Origin of the sequence: Streptomyces griseoloalbus (assembly GCA_014650015.1) — a bacterium.
In the GTDB taxonomy this organism is placed as follows: domain Bacteria; phylum Actinomycetota; class Actinomycetes; order Streptomycetales; family Streptomycetaceae; genus Streptomyces; species Streptomyces griseoloalbus.
In genome coordinates this window covers 166197-191803 of the sequence record BMUD01000001.1, presented here as the reverse complement: position 1 = coordinate 191803, position 25607 = coordinate 166197, and the positions used below count along the sequence as shown (strand labels likewise).

Below are 25607 nucleotides of genomic sequence, written 5' to 3'. Positions count from 1 at the left end.
CCGGAGGGCGTGCCGGGGGGCGTGCCAACGCGCGCCGGGGGGCGTGCCCGGGACACCGGCGGGCACGCCCACACGCCGTGGACACGCCCACACGCCGGACAGCGCGCCGACGCGCACCGGAGGGCACGCCGGAGGGCGTGCCAAGGCGCGCCGGGGGGGCGTGCCCGGGACACCGGCGGGCACGCCCACACGCCGTGGACACGCCCACACGCCGGACAGCGCGCCGACGCGCACCGGAGGGCACGCCCGGGACACCGGCGGGCACGCCCACACGCCGTGGACACGCCCACACGCCGGAGGGCGCGTGCGCACACCGCGAGGCGCGCCGGCACACCCGCCCTCACCCCCGCCCTCACACCTGGACGATCGGCTCCCGCGTGAACAGCGCGCCCAGCTCCGGGGCGTTCACCCGCCGGTCGGCCAGGCGCAGGGCCTCCCAGGCCGTGACCTGGTTGGCGGTGAGCACCGGCTTGCCCAGTTCCTTCTCCAGGGCGGGGATGTGGGCGACCGTGTGCAGGGCGGTGTTCGGCAGGAGCAGCGCCTCGGCGTCCGGGGTGTCGGCCGCGCGGGCCAGGGCGAACAGCTCCTCCTCGCCCCAGGTGCCGACCTCCGCCGCCGTGACGATCCCGGAGCCGCGCACCCCGGTCACCTCCACCCCGCCGGCCCGCAGGAACTCGGCGAAGAGCGCGGCCACGTCGTCCGGATAGGTCGCGCCGACGGCGACCCGCCGCACCTCGATCTCGCGCAGCGCGTGCACGAAGGCGAAGGAGGTGGACGACGCGGGCATGCCCGCCGCCCGGGCCAGGTTGCGCACCTGCTCGTGCGCGCCGTCCCAGCCGTGCACGAAGCTGCCGCTGGTGCAGGCCCACACCACCGCCTCGGCGCCCGAGAGCCGCAGCTGCTGGAGGCCGGCCGCCAGCCGCTCGGGCGAGCCCATGTCCAGCAGCGCGTCCACCCGGTGCGCGTCCTCACCGACGTCGGTGTGCACCAGGTCCACCCGGATGTCGCTGCCCAGCAACTGCTCGATACGCGGATAGTCGTCCTCGGCGGAGTGGCCCGGGTAGAGGAATCCCAGTGCGGTCATGTCCAGCCTTCCTGCTGCTTCTCTTCCGGCACTTCCGGCAGTACGGCCCGGACGTGCGGCCCGGCAGTACGGCCCCGGACGTCCGGCCCGGCAGTACGGTCCCGGAGCGCGCCGATGCGTCGATCAGCGCCTGATACGGTCCCACCGCTCGGGTACCCAATCGGCGCAGCGCCGCCCACATGGTCACCTGGTTGGCCGAGATGACCCGTATGCGAAGTTCCGCCTCCAGCTGGGGGATGACGTCGTACGTCGGCAGGTTGGGACAGGGGAGGAACAGCGCGTCCGCCGCGCCGAGCCGTCCGCGCACCGCCGCCCGCCTGGCCATGTCCACCACCTCCCGGCAGGTGACCTTCCCGATGTGCCGGGTCAGGTTCAGGACGTCCATGGAGCACCGGCCTTACGCTGGGAGACGAGCACACAACGGATCGCGAGATCGCCCGTGTTGACGACGGTAGGTTCGGGTGCGAGCGTGGTCAATCCGCACATCTCAGACTCCCGGCGTTTTCCCGTCCCGGACCCTCGGCCTCTTCCGGAGAGGAACGGCGGCTCATGACCACCCCCACGCTGCTCGTTCTGGGCACCGACCCGCTCCCCCGCCTCGGCCGGCTCACCGGGCGCGTGCGGGTCGAGTACGCGGACGAGTCGACGCTCGCCGCACGTCTGCCGTCCGCGGATGTGCTGCTGGTGTGGGACTTCACCTCGCACGCGGTGCGCGCGGCGTGGCCCGGCGGCGGCCCGCGGCCACGCTGGGTGCACACGGCGAGCGCGGGCGTGGACCATCTGCTCTGTCCGGAACTGGCCGCGTCCGACACCGTGGTCACCAACGCGCGCGGCGTCTTCGACGGGCCGATCGCCGAGTACGTCGCGGCCCTCGTCCTCGCCTTCGCCAAGGACCTGCCGCGGACGCTCACGTTCCAGCGGGAGCGGACCTGGCGTCACCGGGAGTCGCGCCGGCTCGCCGGGACGCGTGCCTGTGTGGTCGGCTCCGGGCCGATCGGCCGGGCGATCGCCGGCACGCTGGAGGCGCTCGGCGTCACGGCCGCGCTGGTCGGCCGCGCCCCGCGCGACGGCGTCCACGGCCCCGAGGACCTGGACCGGCTGCTCGCCCGCGCGGACTGGGTGATCGCCGCCGCACCGCTGACCGAGTCGACGCGCGGCATGTTCGACGCCCGCCGGTTCGGTGTGATGCAGCCGTCCGCGTACTTCGTCAACGTCGGCCGGGGGCAGCTGGTCGTGGAGGAGGCGCTGGCCGAGGCGGTGCGGAGGCGGTGGATCGCGGGTGCCGCACTGGACGTCTTCGAGACCGAGCCGCTCCCCCCGGACAGCCCGTTGTGGCGGCTCCCGGGGCTGGTCGTGTCGCCGCACATGAGTGGGGACACGGTCGGCTGGCGGGACGAACTCTGCGCGCAGTTCGTGGAGTTGTTCGAGCTGTGGGCGGCGGGCAGGCCGCTGGTGAACGTGGTCGACAAGCAGCGCGGGTATGTACCGGGTCACTGACGTTCCTGGGAGGCTGGATGTCCGAGCTCACCGAGCTGACCGCCGTACGGCTCCTCGAGGGGTACCGCAGGGGCGAGTTCTCTCCCGTGGAGGTGACCCGGGCGGCGCTGGAGCGGGCCGAGGAGATCCAGCCGGAGGTGAACGCGTTCGTCCGGCTGTTCGCCGAGGACGCGACGGCGCGGGCCGCCGCGTCCGAGGAGCGGTGGCGGCGCGGTGCGCCGTGCGGGCTGCTGGACGGGGTGCCGGTCACGGTGAAGGACATCCTGCTGCTGCGCGGCGCCCCGACCCTGAAGGGCTCGCGGACCATCGACCCGGCGGGCCCGTGGGACGAGGACGCTCCCTCGGTGGCCCGGCTGCGTGAGCACGGCGCCGTCTTCCTCGGCAAGACGACCACCCCCGAGTTCGGCTGGAAGGGGGTGACGGACTCCCCGCTCAGCGGCATCACGCGCAATCCGCACGACCCGACCCGTACGGCGGGCGGGTCCAGCGGGGGCGCCGCGGCGGCCGTGGCGCTGGGCGCGGGACCGCTGGCGCTCGGGACGGACGGCGGGGGCAGCGTCCGCATCCCGGCGGCGTTCTGCGGGATCTTCGCGCTGAAGCCGACGTACGGGAGGGTGCCGCTGTATCCGCCGAGCGCCTTCGGCACTCTCGCGCACGTCGGTCCGATGACCCGGGACGCGGCGGACGCGGCGCTGCTGATGGAGGTGATCGGCGCGCCGGACTCCCGCGACTGGTCGGCGCTCGCAGCGGCGTCCGGCTCGTTCCGGAGGGAACTCGCGGGCGGGGTGCGCGGGCTGCGGGTGGCGTACTCGCCGTCGCTGGGCGGGCAGGTGGCGGTGCGGCCGGAGGTCGCGGCGGCGGTGCGGCGGGCGGTGGAGCGGCTGGCCGGCCTAGGCGCGTACGTCGAGGAGACCGACCCCGATCTCGCCGAGCCGGTGGAGGCCTTCCACACCCTGTGGTTCGCCGGTGCGGCCCGGGCGGCCCAGCACCTCAGCCGCGACCAGCGGGAACGGCTCGATCCGGGGCTGCGGGAGATCTGCGGCGCCGGTGCCCGTCACTCGGCGCTGGACTACCTGGCCGCGGTGGACGTCCGGACGGACCTGGGCCGCCGCATGGGCCGCTTCCACGACACCTACGACCTGCTGGTCACCCCGACCCTCCCGATCACGGCGTTCGAGGCGGGCGCGGAGGTGCCGAAGGGGTCGGGCCACCGGCGCTGGACGGGCTGGACCCCGTTCACCTACCCCTTCAACATGACCCAGCAGCCCGCCGCGACGGTGCCCGTCGGCACCGACGCCGACGGGCTGCCCATCGGCCTGCAGCTGGTGGCCGCCCGGCACCGGGACGCCCTGGTCCTGCGGGCGGCCCACACGCTGTACGAGGCGGGGGTGACCGCGGCGGTCACGCCCGCCGGAAGCTGAGGTCTCCCCGGCCGCCCCCGTGCGCCACAGGTCGTTGCGGCCCTCCGCCATGGCCCCGAGCCCTTCCACCACCTGGTCCCGGACGATGCCGGGGACCCCGCCGACGTCGCCGTCGAGGAGGAGGTTGTGGCGCTCGCAGAAGAGGGCCAGGTCCACGACGGTGGTGCCGGGGCGGACCTCGCGGTCGTAGCCGTACGACGTGGTGCCCGGTTCGGCGCCCGCGAAGGTGAAACAGCCCAGGTCACCCGGAATGGGAGTGACAGTCGGGTTTATCAGGCGGTGGCCAGGATGCCGCGAAGGGTGGGAAGGGGACGTAGATCTCGTTACGTGCGTATGTGGCGTGGTACACGTCGCCGGACAGCGGGAGAGATTTCCAGACTGCTTCGCCGGTGATCGGGGCCCGGTCGTCGAGCAGTCGGGCTGTGCAGGTGATTCCGCGTTTCACCAGGGAGGTCGCGAGATATCGGTCTGCCATGTCCTCCATCGTCCCGCGCCGGTCAAGACCGCCGGACCGCCGAACGGGACCGAAACTGGCCGGAATAGTTCGCATCCGTTCGGGTAGCCGCGCCGCCATGGCTCCACCACTACCACCACTGAGACGACTCCAAGAGGCCTCCGGGCCCTCACGTCGATCGCTGCTCGCGGGGGTCGCGGCGCTCGGCGCACTGGGTGCCGCGGGCTGCTCACGGGTGCCCACCGCGTCCACCACGGGCGGCGGTGACCTGCTGGACCGGCTCAAGGCGGCGGGCGTCGTCCGCCTGGGCATCGCCGGTGAGATCCCGTTCGGTTACATCGACAGGAACGGCGAGCTGACCGGGGAGGCGCCGGAGCTCGCGAGAGTCATCTTCAAGCGGCTGGGTGTGGACCGGGTGCAGCCCGTGCCCACCGAGTTCGGCTCCCTGATCCCGGGGCTGAACTCCCAGCAGTTCGATGTCGTGGCCGCCGGGATGTACGTCAATCCCGAGCGCTGTGAGCAGGTCATCTTCTCCAATCCCGATTACCAGATGCTCGATTCGTTCATCGTGCGCAAGGGCAACCCGATGGGGCTGCACAGCTACCGGGACGTCGTGGGGAAGAAGGCGAGGTTCGCCACCGGTACCGGCTACGCGGAGATCGCGTACGCCGTCGAGGCGGGGTACAAGGAGAGCGACATACTGATCGTCCCCGATCAGGTCGCCGGCCTGAACGCCGTCGAGGCCGGACGCGTCGACGTCTTCGCCGGTACCGCGCTCACCACCCGCGAGGTGGTGAAGAAGTCGAACAAGGCGGAGGTCACGGAGCCCTTCAAGCCGATCCTCGACGGCAAGCCGCACGTCGACGGCGGCGCCTTCGCCTTCCGGCCGACCGAGACCGGGCTGCGGGACGCCTTCAACGTCGAGCTGGGCAAGCTCAAGGAGAGCGGCGAGCTGCTCCGCATCCTCAGGCCCTTCGGTTTCACCGAGGCCGAGATGACGGATCTGACCGCGAAGGAGTTGTGCGGCGGATGACCTCAGGACTCTGGGAACTCGTACTCAAGGGCGTCTGGGTCACGATCCAGCTGCTCGTCCTCAGCGGGCTGCTGGCGACGGTGGTCTCCTTCGTGGTCGGTGTCGCGCGCACCCACCGGCTACGGAGCGTCCGCTTCCTGGCCGGCCTCTACACCGAGGTGTTCCGCGGGACCTCGGCGCTGGTGATGATCTTCTGGGTGTTCTTCGTGCTGCCCCCGGCCTTCGGCTGGCAGCTGGTGCCGCTGTGGGCGGGCACGCTGGCGCTCGGGCTGACCTACGGGGCGTACGGTTCGGAGATCGTGCGCGGCGCGCTCGCCGCGGTCGACCCGGCCCAGCGTGAGGGCGGTATCGCGCTCAGCTTCACGCCCTGGCAGCGGATGAAGCTGATCCTGCTGCCCCAGGCGGTGCCGGAGATGATCCCGCCGTTCTCCAACCTGCTGATCGAGCTGCTCAAGGGCACCGCCCTGGTGTCGATCATGGGTATGGGCGACCTGGCGTTCAGCGGCAACCTGGTGCGCCTGGCGCTGCAGGAGAGCGCGGAGATCTACACGTACATCCTGCTGATCTACTTCGTGATCGCCTTCCTGATCACCCGGCTCATGCGCGGGCTGGAGAAGAAGCTGAAGGCGGGGGTCGGCAAGGCGCCGAAGAAGACGGCCGCCGTGCGGGTACCCGAGGGAAGTGGTGTCTCGTGACGTGGGAATGGAGCGCGGTCGCCGATTTCATGCCGCACTTCTGGGACGGGCTGATCGTCACCCTTCAGGCGCTCGTCCTCGGCTCGCTGATCTCGTTCGTCCTGGGTCTGGCGTGGGCGCTGCTGATGCGGCTGCCAACGCGCTGGGTGACCTGGCCGGTCGGGGCGGTGACGGAGTTCATCCGCAACACCCCGCTGCTGGTGCAGCTGTTCTTCCTGTTCTACGTGCTGCCCGAGTGGGGCCTGACCTTCTCGGCGCTGACCACCGGTGTCTTCGCGATCGGGCTGCACTACTCGACGTACACCATGCAGGTCTACCGGGCCGGTATCGAGGCCGTGCCGGTGGGCCAGTGGGAGGCGGCGACGGCGCTGAACCTGCCGCTGCGCCGGACGTGGACCGCGGTGATCCTGCCGCAGGCCGTGCGCAGGGTGGTGCCCGCGCTCGGCAACTACGTCATCTCGATGCTGAAGGACACGCCGATGCTGATGGCGATCACCGTGCTGGAGATGCTCGGCGAGGCACGGCTCTTCTCCCAGCAGCACTTCCAGTTCACCGAGCCCCTGACGGTGATCGGCTTCGCCTTCATCGTCATCTCCTACCTGGCCTCCCTTGCCCTGCGAGCCCTGGAGCGACGCCTTGTCCACTGACACCCACCCCCCGTTCGAGAAGAAGCCCGCCAGCGCGCGGAGCGACGGCGAGCTGATCCGGCTGGAGCAGGTCACCAAGCGGTTCGGGGACCACACGGTCCTCGACCACCTGGACTTCTCCGTGGACGCCGGCAAGCACGTCACCCTGATCGGGCCGTCCGGATCGGGCAAGACCACGATCCTGCGGCTGCTGATGACGCTGCTGAAGCCGGACGAGGGCACCATCACCGTCGCCGGTGAGCAGCTGTTCCCGGCACCCGACAAGCAGGTCCGCGAGGTCCGCAAGAAGATCGGGATGGTGTTCCAGCAGTTCAACCTGTTCCCGAACATGACGGTGCTCAGGAACATCACCGAGGCCCCGGTCACCGTGCTCGGCATGTCCAAGGACGCCGCCGAGGAGCGGGCGCGGGAGCTGCTGGAGATGGTCGGGCTGACCGAGCACCTCGACAAGCACCCCGGGCAGCTGTCCGGCGGGCAGCAGCAGCGGGTGGCGATCGCTCGGGCGCTGGCGATGCGGCCGCAGGTGCTGCTGCTGGACGAGGTGACCTCGGCGCTCGACCCGGAGCTGGTCGCGGGCGTGCTGGACGTGCTGCGGGACATCGCCCGCTCCACCGACATCACGATGCTCTGCGTGACCCACGAGATGAACTTCGCCCGGGACATCTCCGACCAGGTGCTGATGTTCGACTCGGGCCGGATCATCGAGGCCGGTTCGCCGGAGAAGATCTTCAGCGAGCCGGAGCACGACCGTACGCGGGAATTCCTCAGCGCCGTCCTGTAGCCACCGGGCGTGAACAGGGCAACGCCCGAGGTCCACGCCATGGGTCACGCCTGTGGCATGGGCCAGAGGATGGCCGCCGCAGTTGGGAGGGCCGCGATCTCGTCAACACCCGCTTCCCGGGAGCCGTTTGACGGCTATCGTGGAGGGGATTCGCTGACCGGATTGCGGCCCCAAGAGCGAGCGCAGGGGGAAACCGTGGCGCTGAGGCACGAGCCGACCGCGCCGTACCACTCGGTCCAGGACGCCCTGCGCGTCCTGGAGACGGTGGCGCGGCACACCACAGGAGTCACCGACACCGAGATCGCCCGCGAGACCGGCCTTCGTACGGAGCGACTGACCACGCTCCTGCGGATGCTGCGCCGCGAGGCCTACGTCGAGCAGATCGCCGACGGCGCGTATGTCACCGGAGCGGCCTTCGCCCGCCTCGGATCCGCCGAGGGGCGCAAGGAGGCGCTGCGCGAGAAGCTCCAGCACACCCTGGACCGGCTCCGCGACTGTGTGGGCGCCGCCGTCTACATCAGCCGGTACATCGACGGCGAGGTCAAGGTCACCCAGTACGCCGACAGCCCGGCCACCCCGAAGGTGAACGAGTGGGTGGACTTCCGCTGCTCGGCGCACGCCACCGCGGTGGGCAAGAGCCTGCTCACCCAGCTCGACCACGACGGCCGGCGCGACCACCTCGCCCGGCACAAGATGGCCCGGCTCACCTCGCGCACGATCACCAGTGACCGGCTGCTGCTCTCCCGGCTGGCGTCGCAGCCGCCGACCGTGCCGGTCCTGGACCTCCAGGAGTACGCGATCGGCACGGTCTGCGCGGCGGTCCCGATCACCGCCGGCTCCTCGGTCGGCTGCCTGGCCCTGTCCCTCCCGGTCGAGCACGCCCATCGCCTGCGCCGAGCCGCGGACGCCCTGAACCGCAGCGCGGCCCCGGTGCTGCTCTCGCTGACGATCTAGGATCCGCAGGGCCCCGCGGCCTCCCACGGGGGTGGTCGGAAGCACCCTCACGGACCGGGTAATATTTTCTCCGTCGCCGCCCGCGAAAGCGGACGGCGGGAGTCATGCGCCGCTAGCTCAGTTGGTTAGAGCAGCTGACTCTTAATCAGCGGGTCCGGGGTTCGAGTCCCTGGCGGCGCACACCGAAGGGCCTCTCGTGGGAGCGAGAGGCCCTTTTGCGTACTCCTGCGACGGGGCCCGGGGGCTCGGACTCAGAACGTGACGTCCGAGCAGGCGTAGAACGCGTTGCCCGTGTCGTGGACCGTCCAGACCGCGAGGATGACGTGGTGGCCGCTGAGGCCGGACGGCAGGCGACCGCTGTGCGAGAGGGTCTGCGGCGGGCGCTGGCCGTTGTAGGGCACCGTCAGGAACGGCGTGAGGTCGAGGTCGGACCGGGCCAGGTTGTGGTTCTGGTTCCAGCCCGGCTTGGTGACGTAGTACTTGAAGTCGGTGGTGGCGTGCATGGCCGTGAACTGCCACCGGAAGGTGTAGTCCTGGCCGCCCGACACCCGGGTGGTGGGCCAGGCCCCGCCCGACGGGGTCTTCGGGCTGTCGAGCTGGGCGAACTGCGTGTTGTTGGCCGAGCAGAGCCGGCCGTCGGCGGGACCGGAGGCGGGGAAGCCCTTCGGGCCCTCGACGCTCTGCGGCTCCCACTGGATGGCGCCGCAGTTGGTCACCGAGCCGTTCTGGCAGAGCTTCTGCCGGCTGACCGGCAGATCGGTGTAGCCGTGGCCGCTGGCACCACCGGAGGAGAGCACGAGCGCTCCGGTCGTGGCCAGTCCCACCGCGGCTGCGTACATCTTGGTCCGTGTGCGCATGCTGCCGCTCCTGGAGAACGTGGGGGAGTTTCAGTGAGCCGTGCAGGTAGGTCTAGACCAAGTCTGAGATTATGGGCAGAGGCTGAGCATGTCCATACCAATCGCAGGACCTGTTCCGCGACGACGAGCGGGACCCCTTCTCCGCCCGGTCACGGCCCCGCCTCCCCCCGCCCCGCGCAGAACGCCACCGTCAGGTCCTTCACCAGCACCTTGCGTTCGTAGTCGTCCAGTTCCACCAGCCCCCGCAGGGTCAGCCGGGTGACCGTGTCCTCCACCGAGTCCACGACGGAGCTGAGGACGCTCGCCCGGTGCTGGGCGTCCAGGGCCGCGATCCGGCGCCGGTGCATCGCGGCGGCCACCTCGGGCGCGTACTCCACCTGGACCGGCCGCACCACGAACACCTCCACACCCACCGGCGCGGTGTCCGCCACCACCAGCCGGGTCAGCGCGTCCTGCGCCGCCTCCGTCGCGTCCCGCGCCGCGCCCGGCCCCGCCATCGGCACCCGCAGCAGCGCCGCCTCCACGCAGGTACGCAGATACCCCTCGTGATCCTCCACGCCCAGCGTCGCCCGCGCGGTGTCCCGCACCCGCCACACCACCAGCACCGCCACCCGCAGCGCCACCCCGCTCCGGTCGGCCGCCTGCATCGGCTCACCCCGCCAGTGCCGCAGCCGCACATCGACCCGGCGGCGCAGCAGCAGCGGGTTGACCCACAGCAGCCCGGTCCGCCGCACGGTCCCCCGGTAGCGGCCGAACAGGCCGAGCACCCAGGCCCGCCCGGTCCGCCCGCGGGCCAGCCCGCCGAACCCGAACAGTCCGAGGGCCCCGGCACCCGCGTACGCCGCCCACTGCGCGGGGCCGGGCCCGCCGGCGCCGGCGCGCGCCGAGAGCCCGAGCGCCTCCGCCGCGAGCGGTGGCAGCGCGCCCGCCCACCACGAGGTGGCCAGGCAGCCGGCCGCCCCGCACACCCCGGCGAGCACCCCCGCGACACCGGGCAGCACCCGGGCGGGCCGCTCCACCAGGTCGGGGTCGACCCGGGGGACGACGGGGCGGGGCCGCTCCCTGGCGCCCGGCCGCCCCGCGCCCGGCCGGCGGGCGACGACCGCGGGCCGCAGCCGCACCGCCGCCGGCTCGGGGGCGTCACGGAACAGCAGATGGACCGGGATCTCGGTGGTGGACTCGGTGCGGATGAGCCGGACCGGCCGGACGGCCGCCGCACCGTCCGCGGGCCCCCCGGGCTCGGGATCGTGCTCGGGAACGTGTTCGGGAACTTCGGGAGTAGGGGACGTCGTCGTGGTCATGCGTGCCTCCAGCCTCCGCGCCAGATGCGTCACATCGAGGGACGCGGGCGTCGAGGAATGCCTCGCGCCCGGGGTGGGTCCGGGAGCCCGGGTGGGCCCGAGAACCCGAGTGGGTCATGAGAACCCGAGTGGGTCATGAGAAGAGCCGCCGCCAGGTCTCGGGGCCCGGATAGCCGTCCGCCGCGCCGCCGCGCCAGCCCTGGGCACGCTGGAAGGCCTCCACATTGCGGCGGTCCGCCTCGCTCCAGCGCGGCCCCGGCCCCTTCGTGTAGTGCCGGCCGAACCCCTTCTTCACCAACTGCCTCCCCAGCCGGGTGACGTGGTCGCCGTAGGCGCCGGGGCGGAACAGCGCCCTGCCCGGATAACCCGGCACCCCGTGCGAGGAGGGAGCGGGCGGGCCGGACGCGGGACCGGAGAGGCCGGCCGCGGGGCCGCGGACAGAGGAAGCGGAAGCTCCGGTTTGGATGTCCCGGCCCTCCCCCATCACCAGCAGCTCCCAGGTCAGCGGCCCCGGCAGCCCGTCCGCGGCGGCGCCCCGCCACCCCTGCGCCTCCTGGAACGCCCGGGTCGCCCTGCGGTCGGCCTCCGTCCAGCGCGGACCGGGCGAGACGGGATAGAAGCGCCCGGCACCGCGGCGGACGAGCATGCGGCCCAGCTCGGTGACGTACTTGTTGTGCGCGCCGGGGCCGAAATACGCCGCTCCGGGGAACGGCGTACGGACCGGTGCGGCGGACGTCCCGGCGACATCCGCCCCGGCGCCCGCCGTACCGTCGGTCACCTCGGTCACCCCCTGGTAGCGGTACGCCACATAGCGCGCGGAGTTGCTCCAATAGGCGTACGGAGTGGTGATCCGGCGGGTGTGCGGGCGCGTCTGCTCATAGGCCACGTAGTGGGAGCGCGCGGAGTTCGTCCAGCCGCCGAAAAGGACGACATGGGACCCGCCCTGAGGGTCGGACGCATTGTGGAACAGCAGCATGTCACCCGGCTGGAGTTCCTCCTTGGTGATTCTCTCCGCGTATTTTCCGAGGCTGCCGGTCCATTCGTTCCCGGGCAGATTCCAGGCCATCGACACATAGCCCGAACAGTCCTGCCGGTAGCCGTCGGCCCAGTACGACGTCACGCCGTACGGGACCTTCTGGGTGACCCAGCTCCGGGCCCGCTCGATGATGTCCGCGCGACTGATCGAGGGCGCCCGCGCGGAGCTCGCGGGCGGGGCCGCCCGGCTGCCGGGACCGTGCAGCGGGGCCCTCGGACCCTGCGGGGTACCGGGCCGGTCACCTGCGGGAACGTCCAAATCGGCGGGCCCCCGGGCATGCGGGGCGGCGGCGGCCGGGACCGCGTGGGACGCGACCGCGGGGGCGCCGATCGCGGCGGACGAGGTCACGGCGGCCACGACGAGGGCGGCCCGGCGTGCCGCCGGGTGGCCCGGGAAGCGGCCGGCCGGGGAATGCGGCAGCACGCGCCGCCAGTGCGCACAACCGGGGCAGCCGCAGTCGCCCGCCGGATCGAATTCCTCGAATACCGGAGACTCCATGCGATTCCCCTCACACTTCCGGTCCATTCCTCCGCACCTGTGCACGACGGTCAGTTTCGCAACTGTCGTTCCGGCGCGCATGTTGACGGTCCGAATGATGTAAGGCGGCGGGCCGGACGGGGCCGGTGGCGCGGGACGGACGGCGGGTGGTCGGAGGCACCGTCCGGGGTCCTGTAGAGTTGCTCCGTCAGCGCGCGCCGCTAGCTCAGTTGGTTAGAGCAGCTGACTCTTAATCAGCGGGTCCGGGGTTCGAGTCCCTGGCGGCGCACCGACAGGACGGGCTCCTCGTGCACACGAGGGGCCCGTCGGTTTTTGGCCGGATACCCTCTCGCGCCCGTTGAGCGCAATCCCCTCGCCGCACGTATGGAACTACGGCACCACCCGTCACCCCCGGCGGTCACAATGGGCGCGTATGACCGGTGAACACCGCGTTTCACACCTTGCGATCATGATGAACACCGGAGAACCTGGGTTCTTCACGTTGCCGCGGATTCGCGGCTGTTGGGGGGCAAGGAACCGGTTGCCGCCGGGCGGGACGAGGGGTCCCGCCCATGAAGCGATGCCGAGGGGGGCATCATGCAACCGGAAGGGCGCTGCGCCGTGTCTATAAGGTGTGGGTGACGTGGTGACAGCGGTCCATCACTGACACGTCCGTGAAGGTCGAGGGGGACCGACCCGGGCTGAAGGAAGCGACGAAACACGCGGCGGGGCCGCGTGTGGGGGGATGACTCATGACGTCGACGCCGACGGGCGCCGGGCAGGACAACGACCCGTCCCAGACCACCCAACTCAGGGTGCCTGCCCATCGGACAGGAAACACGGGGGCGTTCCGCCGGATCAAGAAGACGCTGCCGAGATACGACTACGAGCACTACAGTCGGCTCGCGGGTCCCCTCACCCAGCCCGATCCGAACAAACCGTACAAGGTGCAGTACCGCTCGCTGATCGGGCAGGAGCCGCACCGCATCCGCATCGCCCTGATGCTGGCCGCCGCTCCCGTGCTGTCGCTGGTGCTGCTGGTATGGCTGCTCCAGCCCTCGCACTGGACCGAGCGGGACTACGTGGAGTTCGCGTGGCTGCCGGCCCTCGACATCGTCATGCTCGTCTCGATCGGGCTGATCGAGTTCTTCCGCTGCATGAACGTGCTGTCGAACGCCCACGCGACGCTGGTCGCCCGGGACCCGGTCCCGGTGGTGCCCGAGACCGGCACCCGCGTGGCCTTCCTCACCTCCTTCGTGCCCGGCAAGGAGCCGCTGGAGATGGTGACGAAGACCCTGGAGGCGGCGGTCAAGATCCGCCACCGGGGCCTGATGCACGTCTGGCTGCTCGACGAGGGCGACGACCCCGAGGTGAAGGACGTCTGCGCGCGTCTGGGCGTGCACCACTTCTCCCGCAAGGGCGTCGCGAAGTGGAACCAGAAGAAGGGCCCGCACCGCGCCAAGACCAAGCACGGCAACTACAACGCCTGGCTGGACGCGCACGGCGACGACTACGACTTCTTCGCCTCCGTCGACACCGACCACGTGCCGCTGCCGAACTACCTGGAGCGGATGCTCGGCTTCTTCCGCGACCCGGACGTCGGCTTCGTCATCGGCCCCCAGGTCTACGGCAACTACGACAACTTCGTCACCAAGGCCGCCGAGTCCCAGCAGTTCCTCTTCCACGCGCTGATCCAGCGCGCCGGCAACCGCTACGGCTCACCGATGTTCGTGGGCACCTCCAACGCCGTACGCATCAAGGCGCTGAAGCAGATCGGCGGTCTGTACGACTCGATCACCGAGGACATGGCGACCGGCTTCGAGATGCACCGCGCCAAGAACCCGGCGACCGGGCGGAAGTGGCGCTCGGTCTACACCCCGGACGTGCTCGCGGTCGGTGAGGGGCCCAACGCCTGGACCGACTTCTTCACCCAGCAGATGCGCTGGTCGCGCGGTACGTACGAGACGATCCTCAAGCAGTACTGGAAGGGCTGGTACTCGCTTCCGCCGAGCAAGCTCTTCAACTACACGATGATGATCATCTTCTATCCGATGTCGGCCCTGAACTGGATCCTGGCGGCGCTGAGCTGTGCGCTGTTCCTGGGCCTGGGCGCCTCGGGTGTGAACATCGACCCCGCGGTGTGGCTGATGCTCTACGGCAACGCCTCCGCCCTGCAGATCGGCCTGTACGTCTGGAACCGCCGCCACAACGTCTCGCCGCACGAGCCGGAGGGCTCCGGCGGTGTGGCCGGCATGGTGATGTCCGCGCTGTCGGCGCCGCTCTACGCGAAGGCGCTGATCGACTCCGTCCTGCGCAAGAAGAGCAAGTTCGTGGTCACCCCCAAGGGTGACTCGGCCAGCCCGGACACCTGGTTCGGTACCTTCCGGTACCACTGGTACTTCATCCTGATCTTCGCCGGCTCCATCGCCGCGGGCTTCGTCTACGGGCACTCGCACCCGGCGATGGTGATCTGGGCGACCTTCGCCCTGCTGATCACCGCCGCACCGATGTTCGCCTGGCGGCACGGCATGCGGCAGGACAGGAAGAAGCCCGGCGCCCACGCCGGCGGCCGGGAGCCGGACGCCGCGCGGGAGGAACCCCGGACACAGCAGCTGCCGCAGATGCCGCAGCAGCAGCACGCCCCGCGGGACCGGCCCAGCTGGGCCGGCGCGCACGGCGGGCCCGCGGGCACCGGGGGCGGCACCCCCGGAGACGACCAGACCATGCAGATCGCCCTTGGTGGACTTGGGGGACGTAAGGAATGAAGGACCGTGCAGGCCGCCGTCGCGCCCGTCGGATCGCGATAGGCACGGCGGTGGTACTCGCGCTGGCCGGAATGAACGGGCCGTGGCTGTACCGCTTCGGGACCGAGAAATACCACCAGTACAAGATCAATCAGCCCGAGTACAAAGCAGCCAACGGCAAGTGGGAGATCGTCGAGTTCCCCGAGGAGTACCGGCAGAACACCATCCACGCGGCGCTGCTGCGCACCGGCAAGGTGCTGCTCGTCGCGGGGTCGGGCAACAACCAGGACAACTTCGACGCGAAGAAGTACGACACCCGGATCTGGGACCCGGTCAAGGAGACCATCAAGAAGGTCCCGACGCCCACCGACCTGTTCTGCACCGGCCACACCCAGCTGGCCAACGGCAATCTGCTGATCGCGGGCGGCACCAAGCGGTACGAGAAGCTCAAGGGTGACGTGAAGAAGGCCGGCGGCCTGATGATCGTCCACAACGAGAACCCGGACAAGCCGATCACCCTGCCCGCCGGCACCCGCTTCACGGGCAAGGAGAACGGCAAGACCTTCGTCTCGAAGGACCCGGTGCTCGTCCCGCGCGCCGAGAAGAACTTCGACCCGGCGACCGGCGAGTTCCTGGGCAACACCCCGGGCGTCGGCCGCATCTACGTCGAGGCGCAGAAGGAAGGCGCCAGGTACGAGACCGGCACGCAGGACAACTACCGCGTGCAGGGCCTCACCGGCGCCGACGCGCGCAACACGTACGGCATCGCCGAGAAACTCGCCCTGGACAAGAAGGACTTCCAGGGCATCCGGGATGCCTACGAGTTCGACCCGGTCGCCGAGAAGTACATCAAGGTCGACCCGATGAAGGAGGCCCGCTGGTACCCGACGCTCACCACCCTGAGCGACGGGAAGATCCTCAGCGTCTCCGGCCTCGACGACATCGGGCAGCTGGTCCCGGGCAAGAACGAGGTCTACGACCCGCGGACCAAGGAGTGGACCTACACCGGCAAGGTGCGTCAGTTCCCGACGTACCCGGCGCTGTTCCTGATGCAGAACGGCAAGGTCTTCTACTCGGGCTCGAACGCGGGCTACGGGCCGGACGACGTGGGCCGTGACCCGGGCGTCTGGGACGTGGAGACCAACAAGTTCACCAAGGTGCCCGGGCTGAGCGACCCGAACATGATGGAGACCTCCGGCACGGTGCTGCTGCCGCCGGCGCAGGACGAGAAGTACATGGTGATCGGCGGCGGCGGGGTCGGCGAGTCCCAGCTGTCCAGCGAGAAGACCCGGATCGTCGACCTCAAGGCGGACGACCCGAAGTTCGTGGACGGCCCCTCGCTTGGCAAGGGCACCCGCTACCCGCAGGCGTCGATCCTGCCCAACGACGACGTGCTGGTCTCCGGCGGCTCCGAGGACTACCGCGGCCGCAGCGACTCCAACATCCTCGAAGCGCGGATCTACGACACGGGGAAGAACGAGTTCAAGCGCGTCGCCGACCCACTGGTGGGCCGCAACTACCACTCGGGCTCGATCCTGCTGCCCGACGGCCGCCTGATGTTCTTCGGCTCCGACTCGCTCTACGCCGACAAGGCCAACACCAAGCCGGGCGAGTTCGAGCAGCGCATCGAGATCTACACCCCGCCGTACCTGTACGGCGACAATGAGCAGCCCGATCTGTCGGGCGGGCCGAAGACCGTCGCGCGCGGCGCGTCCGGCACGTTCACCTCGACGGACGCCGCGTCCGTCAAGAGCGTCCGGCTGATCCGGCCGAGTGCCTCGACCCATGTCACCGACGTGGACCAGCGGTCGATCGCGCTGGACTTCAAGGCCGACGGCGACAAGCTCACGGTGACGGTGCCGGAGAACAAGAACCTGGTGCAGTCGGGCTGGTACATGCTGTTCGTCAACGACGGTGACGGGACACCCAGCAAGGCGCAGTGGGTGCGGGTGCCGTAGCGCTCCCGCGGGTGTTCCTCGCGGGCGCGGGAGCGCTGTGGCGTGTCACGCGCAGTGCCCCGCGCCCCCGGTCTGTCCGCCCCTTCCCGCCTGCCTCGCGGGCGACGACGGGAAGGGGTGGACAGGCCCCAGTTAGGTCGTCGACCCCTGGGCCAGTTTCAGGGCGTACTCCGGCCACCATTCGCCCGCCTTGGGGCCGCCCTTGCACTCCCCGTCCGACTCCCCGGGCCGCTTCACCCACAGGTAGGCGTCGACCAGCGGGTCCGCCGTCTCCACCGTCGGGGTCTCGCCCAGCGCGCGGCCGGGCGGGTTGCACCAGCGCTCGTCCGCGGCGCCCTCGGTGTAGGGCCCGTTGCCGTTGCGGCTGGTGTCGATGACGAAGGGCTTGTCGCCGACCTTGGCGGAGAGCTGCTTGCCGTAGGCGATGGAGTCCTCGGTGGAGTAGAAGTTGGAGACGTTCACCGAGAAACCGTCGGCCTGGTCGATGCCCGCCCACGTGAGCGGCTCGTGGATCTGGTCGGGGTTGCCCCAGCCGGCGTTGCCCGCGTCCAGGTACACCTTGGTGTTCTTCAGGGCCTTCAGCTTGGCGATGGCGCCCTTGAGGAGGTCGTAGCGCTCCTCGTGGAACTGCTCCGGAGTGCAGCCGTCCACCAGGTGCAGCACCGCGTCGGGCTCCAGTATCACCGTCGCCGGCCGGTCCCCGATGCCCTTGGCCACCCCGTCGACGAAGGCGCGGTACGCGTTGCCGTCGGCGGCGCCGCCCTGCGAGTACTGGCCGCAGTCGCGGTGCGGGACGTTGTAGAGGACGAGCAGCGCGGTGCGGCCCGCCTTGTCGGCGGCCTCGGTGAAACCGCGCGCCTGTTCCTCCGGGTTCTCCGGGCTGATCCACTCGCCGACCGGCTGTTCGGCGATCTTGCGGATCTGCTCGGACTCCGTCTTCTTGCCGTCCTTGTGCAGTTCGGCGACCTTCCGCGCGGCGACGCCGTCGGGGTTGACCCAGAACGGGTCGGCCTCCTTCGGCTGCTGCGTGATCACCGCACCGGCCGCTTCCCCCTGGTCCTCCCCCTTGTCGTCGCCGGAGGAGGAACACCCCGTGATCAGCAGTGCCGCCCCCAGCACCGCTGCGGACGCCCGCCCCCCAGCGAACGCCCCGACCCCCCTACTGCCGTACATCCAACCCCCCTTGGGTGCACTTGTTCCAAGTGTTCCGAGCCCCAATCCTGACATACGTCCCGGGACGCCCACGAGGCCGAACGCGCCTTCCCCATCAGCTGTTACAGCCCGGTGTCACGCGCGGGCGCGCGGGTTGCGCGGACGCCGGCGGGCGGGGCCACCTGCGATGATCACCGGCCGCGATCGACCGGAGACTTGGCGTCAATCGTCCCTGCGCCCGGCCCGTCCTTCCCTCTAGAGTCGTGCCCACCGACCCCGGCCGGGGCACCCCGGCCGGTGCTCCTGCGCGCCCAGGGGCCATCGCGCCTCCCGCGCGGCTCGCCGGGTCACTCCCGCGGCCCGTGCCCGCGCGGTCGAGGACCTGGTCCGGTCGGCGGCCTCCGGGGAGCGGGTCGTCGACCGGGCCGGGCGAAGGGTCTCCCTCTGGCGGGCTCCGAGGGCAGGCCCGAGCTTCGGGCTCTGCGAAGGGCCGGGCTCCGGGGGCAGGCCCGGGCTCCGGGGGCTGCGAAGGGCCGAGCTTCGGGCTCTACGAAGGGCCGAGCTCCGGGGGCTGCGAAGGGCCGAGCTTCGGGCTCTGCGAAGGCCGCTTTCCGGGCTCTGCGCAGGCCGCTCTCCGGGCTGTCAGCGGCCCGTTCCGGTCAGGTACGCCGAGACGACCACGCCGGCCGTGCAGGTGCCGGTCGCCCGGTCGGCGTGCTCGCAGACGACCAGCCGGAGTCCGGCCCGGCCGGCGGGGCGCGGACCGTAGACCTGCCGGGCGGCGAGACGGTCCGGGGCGAGGACCTGGACGTCCTCGACGGTGAACTCGGTGACGCGCGCGTCCGCGCGGACCACCCGGATCTCCTGGCCGGGCCGGAGCGTACGCACCCGGGGGAAGACGCCGGGCCGGTTCCCGGCGCCGACGCGCCCCACCATCACCGCGGTGCCGGACCCTCCCGGCGCCACCCCGTCCGTGTACCACCCGACAGCGCCCGCCAGTTCGGACGGCGGCGCGTCGAGAGCCCCGCGCCCGGCCGGGTCACCGGCGACGGCGACCACCGGCGCCCGCACGCCGAGCCCGGGGATGTCGAGGCGCTGCGGCAGGGCGGAGTCCGGGGGGCGGTGCGCGGCGGACGGGTCCACCCGGGGCGGCCGTCCGGCCGCCGCCATGTCACCGGTGGCGGGCTGCCCGGCCGTCCCGGTGGGTACGCCGGCCGGCTCACGACCCCACAGCCACACCCCGAGCAGCAGCACCACCCATGCCACGCCGGCGAGCAGCCGCCCGGTACCGGACGGGAAGCGCTTCTCGTCCTCCTCGTGCCCCGCGCGGTCCTCGTGTGCCTCGCACTCCTCGTGTTCCTTGTCCGCCATGGTCAGCCCGTACAGAGAGTGTTTCGCAGGGGAGCCCATCGTGAACCTCCAGACATCTGGAGGGTCCCGCGCGGGGTCCGGCCCCGCATCCCCGCGCGCGCGGCGGCTACTCCGTACGGGTGAACGCCGTCAGATCAGGTCGACCAGGTCCGCGATGGAGTCGACGACCTGGGACGGCCGGTACGGGTAGTTCTCCACCTGCTCGGGCCTGGTCAGGCCGGTGAGCACCAGGAAGGTCTGCATCCCGGCCTCGATGCCGGCCAGGACGTCGGTGTCCATGCGGTCGCCGATCATCGCGCTGCTCTCGGAGTGCGCCCCGATGGTGTTGAGCCCGGTGCGCATCATCAGCGGGTTCGGCTTGCCCGCGAAGTACGGCTGCTTGCCGGTCGCCTTGGTGATCAGCGCGGCCACCGCGCCGGTCGCCGGGAGCGGTCCCTCGGCGGAGGGGCCGGTCTCGTCGGGGTTGGTGCAGATGAAACGGGCGCCGTCGTTGATCAGGCGGACCGCCTTCGTCATGGCCTCGAAGGAGTACGTGCGGGTCTCTCCGAGAACGACGTAGTCGGGCTCGTGGTCGGTGAGGATGTAGCCGATGTCGTGCAGGGCGGTGGTCAGGCCGGCCTCGCCGATGGCGTAGGCCGAGCCGTTCGGACGCTGGTCGTCCAGGAACTTGGCGGTGGCGAGCGCGGAGGTCCAGATGTTCTCGATCGGGACCTCCAGGCCCATCCGGCGCAGCCGGGCGTGCAGGTCGCGCGGGGTGTAGATCGAGTTGTTGGTCAGCACCAGGAAGGGCCTGCCGGACTCGCGGAGCTTCTTGATGAAGGCGTCGGCGCCAGGGATCGGTACGCCCTCGTGGATCAGCACCCCGTCCATGTCGGTGAGCCACGATTCGATGGGCTTGCGGTCTGCCATGTGCGGGATCTCCTGCCGTACGCGGTCCTGCGTGCGCCTCAGCCTAAACAGACCCGGATCTTGAGGGAATGGCCGATACCCCGTGGCGTGCGGCGGGCGGTCAGGGGCGCCGGCGGGACAGCAGCAGGGCCAGGACGCCGGTGAGCAGCGCCGCCGCGGCAACGGCGAGGAGTTGGGCGCCGGTTCCGGTGGGGGCGAGCTCCTCGGGGAAGGGGAACGCGCCGCTGTCGCGTCGCGACTCCGGCTGCGACTCGGCCTCCGACTGCGGCTGCGACTGCGACTGCGGCTCGGCCTCCGACTGCGGCTGCGACTGCGACTGCGACTGCGACTCCGTTTCCGACTGCGGTTGCGGCTCCGACTCCGGCTGAGACTCCGCTTCCGACTCCCGCTGTGACTCCGGCTTGGGCTCGGGTTCGGGGCCTGGGCCGGTGTCGTGGTCGATCCGGAACCGGTAGTCGTTCGACTGGCCGACCCAGTCGCCGTCGTCGTCACGGCGCTGCACTACTGCGGCGTTGACGGTGACCTCGTTGGGCACGGTGTCCGAGGTGAGGGCGAGGCGGATCTTCACGGTGAGGGTCTTGCCGGGGCCGATGCCGAACCCGGGGAACCCGGCGTCCTCGTCGGCGAAGGCTCCGACGAGTTCGTCCCGGTCGGTCGCCTCGAAGCGGACGGGGTGGGGCCGCCCGCCGGCGTCGTAGAACTCCAGCTGCGGCTGTGCGGGCTTCAGCGCCCGTTTCTCGTCGACGAGTACGACGACGGGGTGGACGCCGGTGCAGGGGCGCCCGGTGGTGTTGGTCAGCGCCAGCCGCCAGGTGCCGAAGCCGCCGCCGGCCGTGTAGGAGGCGGGGCCGCCGTGGATCCGGGCGGTGAGGGGGAAGCTGTGGTCCTCCTCGGGCGTGCAGGCGGGCAGCGGGGTCGCGGCGTACGCCGGTGCCACGCCGGGAAGGACGGCCACCGCCGCCGCCAGACAGAGGAACGCGCGCGTGCAGAGTCGCATGATCACATGACCTTGCCGCACGGGCGGCGACCGCGCCCCCCGACACCGGGCCGCGCCCGCCCGTCCGGGTCACACATCCGCCCGTTCGGCCGACGCCGGCCGGCTCTCTCGGGGTCGGAACTCCGCCGGGCGGCCGGCAGGGGGCGGGGTCACCGCGGGCGTCCCTGTCCGTCCCTGCCTCCGGCTCTCCTCCGCCTCCGCCTCTGTCCCTGTCCCTGCTCCTGCTCCTGCTCCTGCTCCTGCTCCTGCTCCTGCTCCTGCTCCTGCGTGCGTCTTACCCGTCCCCCCGTCCGAACACCGGCGCCAGCACCAGTTGGGCCGCGCCCTCCGCGACCCCGAGCCCGGGGCCGGAGGCGATCCGTACCGGTACCGCCGTGTCGCCGGTGCGCCGGGACCGGGCGTCCAGTACGGCCCGTACGCCCCGTACGAAGGTCTCCGGGGCCGTCTCGATCGTGCGGCCGCCGAGCAGGACGCGGTCGATGTCCAGCAGGCCCACGAGGTTCGCCGCGCCGGCGCCCAGCACCCGCGCCGCCTCGTCCACATCATCCCGCGCCACCGCGCCAAGGCAGAGCGCCTCGACACAGCCGCGGTCACCGCATCCGCACGGCGGCCCGTCCAGCTGCACCACCTGGTGCCCGAACTCCCCCGCCCCGGTCCGCGGCCCCCGGTGCACGCTCCCCCCGATCACCAGCCCCGCCCCGAGCCCCGTACCGAGGTGCAGATAGGCGAAGGAGCCGCCCTCGCCGCCGACCGCCAGGCCCAGCGCCGCCGCGTTGGTGTCCTTGTCGACGACCACCGGCACCCCCAGCCGCCCCGCCAGCGCGTCCCGCAGCGGGAAACCGTCCCACTCGGGAAACCCCGTCACCCGGTGCAGCACGCCCCGCCCGTGATCGAGCGGTCCGGGCAGGGCGACCCCCACGCCCAGCGGGGAGCGGGTCGCCCCGGCCGTCTCCGGTCGCAGCGCCTCGACGACCCCGGCCACCCGTGCCAGTACCGCCTCCGCTCCCGCGCCCAGGTCCAGCGAAGCGTTCCGCTCCGCCACCACCGTCCCGTCGAGGTCGACCAGCACCGCCCGCATCTCGTCCCGGTCCAGATGCACGCCCGCCGCGTGCCCCGCCTCCGGTACCAGCCGCAGCACCGTGCGCGGTTTGCCTCCCGTGGACGCCCGGCGCCCCGCCTCCGCCGCGAGCCCGTCCTCCCGCAGCCGGGCCGTGATCTTGCTGACCGCCTGGGGGGTGAGCCCGGTCCGCTCGGCGAGTTCCAGCCGGCTGATGCCCTCGGCTCCCGCGGTCCGCAGCAGGTCGAGCACGAGCGCGGTGTTGTGGCTGCGCAGGGCGGGCAGGTTCACTCCCAAGTGCGCCCCGTGCGCCCCGTGCGCCCCGCCGATGCCGTCGTCCGTCCTGTTCACGCGCCCATTGTCTCCCCTGCTTGCACTTTGGCAACAGCGTTGCCAAAGTAGGGGCATGACTGGCACTCCCCTCCGCGTCGGCCTCGTCGGCTACGGCCTCGCGGGCTCCGTGTTCCACGCCCCGCTGATCGCCGCGACCGAGGGCCTCGCGCTCGACACGGTGGTCACCTCCAACCCCGAGCGGCAGCGGCAGGCCCGCGCCGAGTTCCCGGACGTACGCCTCGCCGCCACCCCGGACGAGCTGTTCGACCGCGCGGGCGAACTGGACCTGATCGTCATCGCGTCCCCGAACAAGACCCACGTCCCGCTCGCCACGGCCGCGCTCGAGGCCGGTCTGCCGGTCGTCGTGGACAAGCCCGTCGCCGGCACGGCGGCCGAGGCGCGTCAGCTGGCGGCGCTCGCCGAGGAGCGCGGTCTGCTCCTCTCCGTCTTCCAGAACCGCCGCTGGGACAACGACTTCCTCACCCTGCGCGGCCTCATGGCCGAGGGCGGGCTCGGCGACGTCCACCGGTTCGAGTCGCGCTTCGAGCGCTGGCGGCCGCAGCTCAAGGGCGGCTGGCGGGAGTCCGGCGACCCCGCAGAGATCGGAGGTCTGCTCTACGACCTCGGCAGCCATGTCGTCGACCAGGCGCTGGTCCTCTTCGGCCCGGTGACCTCCGTGTACGCCGAGACGGACGTCCGCCGCGAGGGCGCGCGGGCGGACGACGACACGTTCATCGCGCTCACGCACGCGAGCGGTGTCCGCTCCCACCTCTACGTCTCCGCGACCACGGCCCAGCTCGGCCCGCGGTTCCGCGTCCTGGGCTCGAAGGCCGGCTACGTCAAGCACGGCCTCGACCCGCAGGAGGCCGCCCTGCGCGACGGTCTGCGCCCCGGCGCCACCACCGCCGGCTGGGGTACGGAGCCGGAGGAGCTGTGGGGCCGTGTCGGCGCCGGCGAGTCCCCGGTGACCGGTGGCGGGAGCCCCGTACCGACCCTCCCGGGCGACTACCCCGCCTACTACGCCGCCGTGGCGAACGCCCTGCTGGCCGGCGGCCCCAACCCGGTGACCGCGCTGGAGGCGGCCGCCGCCCTCGACGTCCTGGAGGCGGCCCGCCGGTCCGCCGACGAGAAGGTGACGGTGACCCTGTGACCACGTCCGACCGTTCCGCGGAACTCACCCCGGGCGTGGAGGAGCTGGAGGCGCAGGAACGCCGCCTGGTCTTCCGCCGGTTCACCCACGACGACGCCTGGGCGCTGGGCTCGCTGCTGGTGGAGATGGCCCGGGAGCGGCAGGCCCCGGTCGCCGTCGACATCCACCGCGCGGGCCAGCAGCTCTTCCACGCCGCGCTGCCCGGCTCCAGCCCCGACAACGACGCCTGGATCGCCCGCAAGCGCCGGGTGGTGGAGCGCTACGGCTCCGCGTCCTACCTGGTGGGCGCCCGTCACCGCGCCAAGGGCACGACGTTCGAGGAGTCCTCCCGCCTCGACCCCGACACCTACGCGGCGCACGGCGGCTCGTTCCCGGTCACCGTGGCCGACGTCGGTGTGATCGGCGCGGTGACGGTGTCGGGGCTGCCGCAGCTGGAGGACCACCGGCTCGTGGTGGAGGCGCTGGAACGGTTCCTGGGCGAGCGGACCGAGTAGGGCGGGACCCGTACGGCGGCGTTTCCCGGGAATCACTTCCCGGGCCCTCCGGTTGGCACGCGGTGGACGAAGAACGATCACCACGCCCCACCGGAGGGATCGCAGCCGATGAACGACGCAACCACTTCTTTGCGGGAATCGGTCGGACGGTACGGCATCTGGAGCACGCAGCTGCGTTCCGAGGACCCCGAACGCGCCGGCGAACGGGCGGCGGCCGTCGCGGAGTTGGAGCAGCTCGGGTACGGCGCCGTGTGGCTGGGCGGCAACAGCGCCGCCCGGCACGCCGCCCCGCTGATCGAGGCGACCTCGCGCATCGTCGTCGCCACCAGCATCCAGAGCATCTGGGAGCACGAGGCCGCCGCCGCCGCGGCGGACTTCGCCGAGCTGGAGGCGGCCCACCCCGGCCGGTTCGTGCTCGGCCTCGGCGTGAGCCACGGCCCGATGGTGGGCGGGTACCGCCGCCCGTACTCCACGATGGTCGGCTACCTCGACGACCTGGACGGGGCGGGGATGCGCGCCGGCCACCGGGTGCTGGCCGCGCTCGGCCCGAAGATGCTGAAGCTGTCCCGGGACCGGGCGGCGGGCGCGATCCCGTACCTGGTCACCCCGGAGCACACCGCGCAGGCCCGCGAGACCCTCGGTGAGGGCCCGCTGCTGGCCCCGGAGTTCAAGGTCGTCCTCGAGTCCGACCCGTCCCGCGCCCGCGCGACGGCCCGCGCCTACCTCGCCCGGTACCTGGAGTTCCCGAACTACACCGAGAACTTCCTCCGTCTCGGCTTCACCGACGCCGACCTCGCCGACGGCGGCAGCGACCGCCTGATCGACGCCGTCTTCGCCTGGGGCGACGAGGACACGATCCGTGCCCGTGTCACCGCCTTCCTCGACGCGGGCGCCGACCATGTGGCCCTCCAGGTGGTGGAGGACGCCCCGGCGGACACCCTCCCGAGGGAGGCCTGGCGCCGGCTGGCTTCGCTGCTGGGGTGAGCCGCGAGGGTACGTCGCGGGGGTACGTCCCGGGGTGAGCGCGGGGGTACGTCGCTGGGGTGAGCCGCGGGGGTACGTCGCGATGGTGAGCCGCGGGGGTGCGTCGCCGGGGTGAGCCCCGAGGGCCGGGGCGCGCCGCCGACGTCGCCCGCGCGGCCCGTGCACGGCGCGGATCCCGTGGGCGGCGGGGACGCCCGCGCTCTCGCCGGTGCGGCCCGCGG

Annotated in this window: 21 protein-coding genes, 2 tRNA genes and 2 pseudogenes; 14 read left to right on the top strand and 11 right to left on the bottom strand. The window is 71.8% G+C overall.

Annotation, left to right across the window (positions count from 1 at the left end; genetic code table 11):
- Nucleotides 1-352 precede the first annotated feature (352 nt).
- Together IE178_RS00890 and IE178_RS00885 are read right to left on the bottom strand one after the other, a co-directional pair.
- Nucleotides 353-1084, bottom strand: a complete 732-nt coding sequence (locus tag IE178_RS00890; protein WP_193510925.1) for a maleate cis-trans isomerase family protein — start codon at nt 1082-1084, stop codon at nt 353-355.
- Nucleotides 1081-1460: pseudogene (locus IE178_RS00885) on the bottom strand (aspartate racemase/maleate isomerase family protein); the annotation flags it as partial. The pseudogene IE178_RS00885 and the gene IE178_RS00890, both read right to left, overlap by 4 nt.
- A gap of 173 nt (nt 1461-1633) precedes the next feature.
- Here IE178_RS00885 and IE178_RS00880 point away from each other — a divergent pair.
- Together IE178_RS00880 and IE178_RS00875 are read left to right on the top strand one after the other, a co-directional pair.
- Nucleotides 1634-2581 carry a D-2-hydroxyacid dehydrogenase gene (locus tag IE178_RS00880; protein WP_193510924.1) on the top strand — a complete coding sequence of 316 codons (948 nt, stop codon included), beginning with the start codon at nt 1634-1636 and terminating at the stop codon, nt 2579-2581.
- Between the two features lie 17 nt (nt 2582-2598).
- A complete protein-coding gene (locus tag IE178_RS00875) occupies nt 2599-4002 on the top strand; it encodes an amidase (protein WP_193510923.1) in 1404 nt (467 codons plus the stop codon).
- On the opposite strand, the pseudogene IE178_RS00870 reads toward IE178_RS00875, so the two are convergent.
- Nucleotides 3983-4477: pseudogene (locus tag IE178_RS00870) on the bottom strand (DUF3830 family protein). The gene IE178_RS00875 and the pseudogene IE178_RS00870 sit on opposite strands and share 20 nt — an antisense overlap.
- A gap of 97 nt (nt 4478-4574) precedes the next feature.
- Here IE178_RS00870 and ehuB point away from each other — a divergent pair.
- The 6 genes from ehuB to IE178_RS00840 all read left to right on the top strand — a co-directional run bounded on the left by ehuB (nt 4575) and on the right by IE178_RS00840 (nt 8746).
- A complete protein-coding gene (ehuB, locus tag IE178_RS00865; RefSeq protein ID WP_184760440.1) occupies nt 4575-5489 on the top strand; it encodes an ectoine/hydroxyectoine ABC transporter substrate-binding protein EhuB in 915 nt (304 codons plus the stop codon).
- Nucleotides 5486-6184, top strand: a complete 699-nt coding sequence (ehuC, locus tag IE178_RS00860; RefSeq protein ID WP_184760439.1) for an ectoine/hydroxyectoine ABC transporter permease subunit EhuC — start codon at nt 5486-5488, stop codon at nt 6182-6184. The genes ehuB and ehuC overlap by 4 nt, the downstream gene beginning before the upstream one ends.
- The gene (ehuD, locus tag IE178_RS00855; RefSeq protein ID WP_193510922.1) at nt 6181-6831 is read left to right on the top strand and encodes an ectoine/hydroxyectoine ABC transporter permease subunit EhuD; all 651 of its coding nucleotides are present in this window, start codon (nt 6181-6183) and stop codon (nt 6829-6831) included. Before ehuC ends, ehuD begins: the two co-directional genes overlap by 4 nt.
- On the top strand, nt 6821-7612 hold the full coding sequence (ehuA, locus tag IE178_RS00850; RefSeq protein WP_318279767.1) for an ectoine/hydroxyectoine ABC transporter ATP-binding protein EhuA: 792 nt from the start codon (nt 6821-6823) through the stop codon (nt 7610-7612). The genes ehuD and ehuA overlap by 11 nt, the downstream gene beginning before the upstream one ends.
- A 195-nt stretch (nt 7613-7807) precedes the next feature.
- Nucleotides 7808-8566 (top strand): IclR family transcriptional regulator, encoded by a 759-nt coding sequence (locus IE178_RS00845; protein ID WP_193510921.1) that lies wholly within the window; start codon nt 7808-7810, stop codon nt 8564-8566.
- 106 nt (nt 8567-8672) lie between these two features.
- Nucleotides 8673-8746, top strand: a tRNA-Lys gene (locus IE178_RS00840).
- A 71-nt stretch (nt 8747-8817) separates the two neighbouring features.
- Here IE178_RS00840 and IE178_RS00835 read toward each other — a convergent pair.
- The 3 genes from IE178_RS00835 to IE178_RS00825 all read right to left on the bottom strand — a co-directional run bounded on the left by IE178_RS00835 (nt 8818) and on the right by IE178_RS00825 (nt 12258).
- Nucleotides 8818-9423, bottom strand: a complete 606-nt coding sequence (locus tag IE178_RS00835) for a lytic polysaccharide monooxygenase auxiliary activity family 9 protein (RefSeq protein ID WP_193510920.1) — start codon at nt 9421-9423, stop codon at nt 8818-8820.
- Nucleotides 9424-9572: 149 nt separating this feature from the next.
- Nucleotides 9573-10724, bottom strand: a complete 1152-nt coding sequence (locus tag IE178_RS00830) for an SPFH domain-containing protein (protein WP_184760435.1) — start codon at nt 10722-10724, stop codon at nt 9573-9575.
- A gap of 133 nt (nt 10725-10857) precedes the next feature.
- Entirely contained in the window at nt 10858-12258 is a 1401-nt protein-coding gene (locus IE178_RS00825) for a peptidoglycan-binding protein (protein ID WP_193510919.1), read from the bottom strand.
- 194 nt (nt 12259-12452) lie between these two features.
- Between IE178_RS00825 and IE178_RS00820 the strand changes: the two genes are divergently transcribed.
- The 3 genes from IE178_RS00820 (at nt 12453) to glxA (ending at nt 16939) form a co-directional block, all read left to right on the top strand.
- A tRNA-Lys gene (locus tag IE178_RS00820) sits at nt 12453-12526 on the top strand.
- 463 nt (nt 12527-12989) lie between these two features.
- On the top strand, nt 12990-15002 hold the full coding sequence (locus IE178_RS00815; protein WP_193510918.1) for a glycosyltransferase family 2 protein: 2013 nt from the start codon (nt 12990-12992) through the stop codon (nt 15000-15002).
- Nucleotides 14999-16939 (top strand): radical copper oxidase GlxA, encoded by a 1941-nt coding sequence (glxA, locus tag IE178_RS00810; protein ID WP_193510917.1) that lies wholly within the window; start codon nt 14999-15001, stop codon nt 16937-16939. The genes IE178_RS00815 and glxA overlap by 4 nt, the downstream gene beginning before the upstream one ends.
- A 132-nt stretch (nt 16940-17071) precedes the next feature.
- Here the strand turns inward: glxA and IE178_RS00805 are convergent, their stop codons facing one another.
- From IE178_RS00805 to IE178_RS00785, 5 genes are all read right to left on the bottom strand, one after another.
- The gene (locus IE178_RS00805; protein WP_193510916.1) at nt 17072-18112 is read right to left on the bottom strand and encodes a glycoside hydrolase family 6 protein; all 1041 of its coding nucleotides are present in this window, start codon (nt 18110-18112) and stop codon (nt 17072-17074) included.
- 621 nt (nt 18113-18733) lie between these two features.
- A complete protein-coding gene (locus tag IE178_RS00800; protein WP_193510915.1) occupies nt 18734-19462 on the bottom strand; it encodes a sortase domain-containing protein in 729 nt (242 codons plus the stop codon).
- A 129-nt stretch (nt 19463-19591) separates the two neighbouring features.
- Nucleotides 19592-20371 (bottom strand): HAD-IIA family hydrolase, encoded by a 780-nt coding sequence (locus tag IE178_RS00795; RefSeq protein ID WP_184760429.1) that lies wholly within the window; start codon nt 20369-20371, stop codon nt 19592-19594.
- Nucleotides 20372-20471: 100 nt separating this feature from the next.
- Entirely contained in the window at nt 20472-21368 is an 897-nt protein-coding gene (locus tag IE178_RS00790; protein WP_438874337.1) for a hypothetical protein, read from the bottom strand.
- Between the two features lie 274 nt (nt 21369-21642).
- Nucleotides 21643-22776: an ROK family transcriptional regulator gene (locus IE178_RS00785; RefSeq protein WP_318279766.1), complete on the bottom strand. Its 1134-nt coding sequence runs from the start codon at nt 22774-22776 to the stop codon at nt 21643-21645.
- Between the two features lie 55 nt (nt 22777-22831).
- Here IE178_RS00785 and IE178_RS00780 point away from each other — a divergent pair, with 55 nt between their 5' ends.
- From IE178_RS00780 to IE178_RS00770, 3 genes are all read left to right on the top strand, one after another.
- Entirely contained in the window at nt 22832-23908 is a 1077-nt protein-coding gene (locus IE178_RS00780) for a Gfo/Idh/MocA family protein (RefSeq protein WP_193510912.1), read from the top strand.
- Nucleotides 23905-24402: a heme-degrading domain-containing protein gene (locus IE178_RS00775; RefSeq protein ID WP_193510911.1), complete on the top strand. Its 498-nt coding sequence runs from the start codon at nt 23905-23907 to the stop codon at nt 24400-24402. The genes IE178_RS00780 and IE178_RS00775 overlap by 4 nt, the downstream gene beginning before the upstream one ends.
- 108 nt (nt 24403-24510) lie before the next feature.
- Complete coding sequence (locus IE178_RS00770) at nt 24511-25386, top strand: LLM class F420-dependent oxidoreductase (protein WP_193510910.1); 876 nt, start codon at nt 24511-24513, stop codon at nt 25384-25386.
- Nucleotides 25387-25607: the final 221 nt, after the last annotated feature.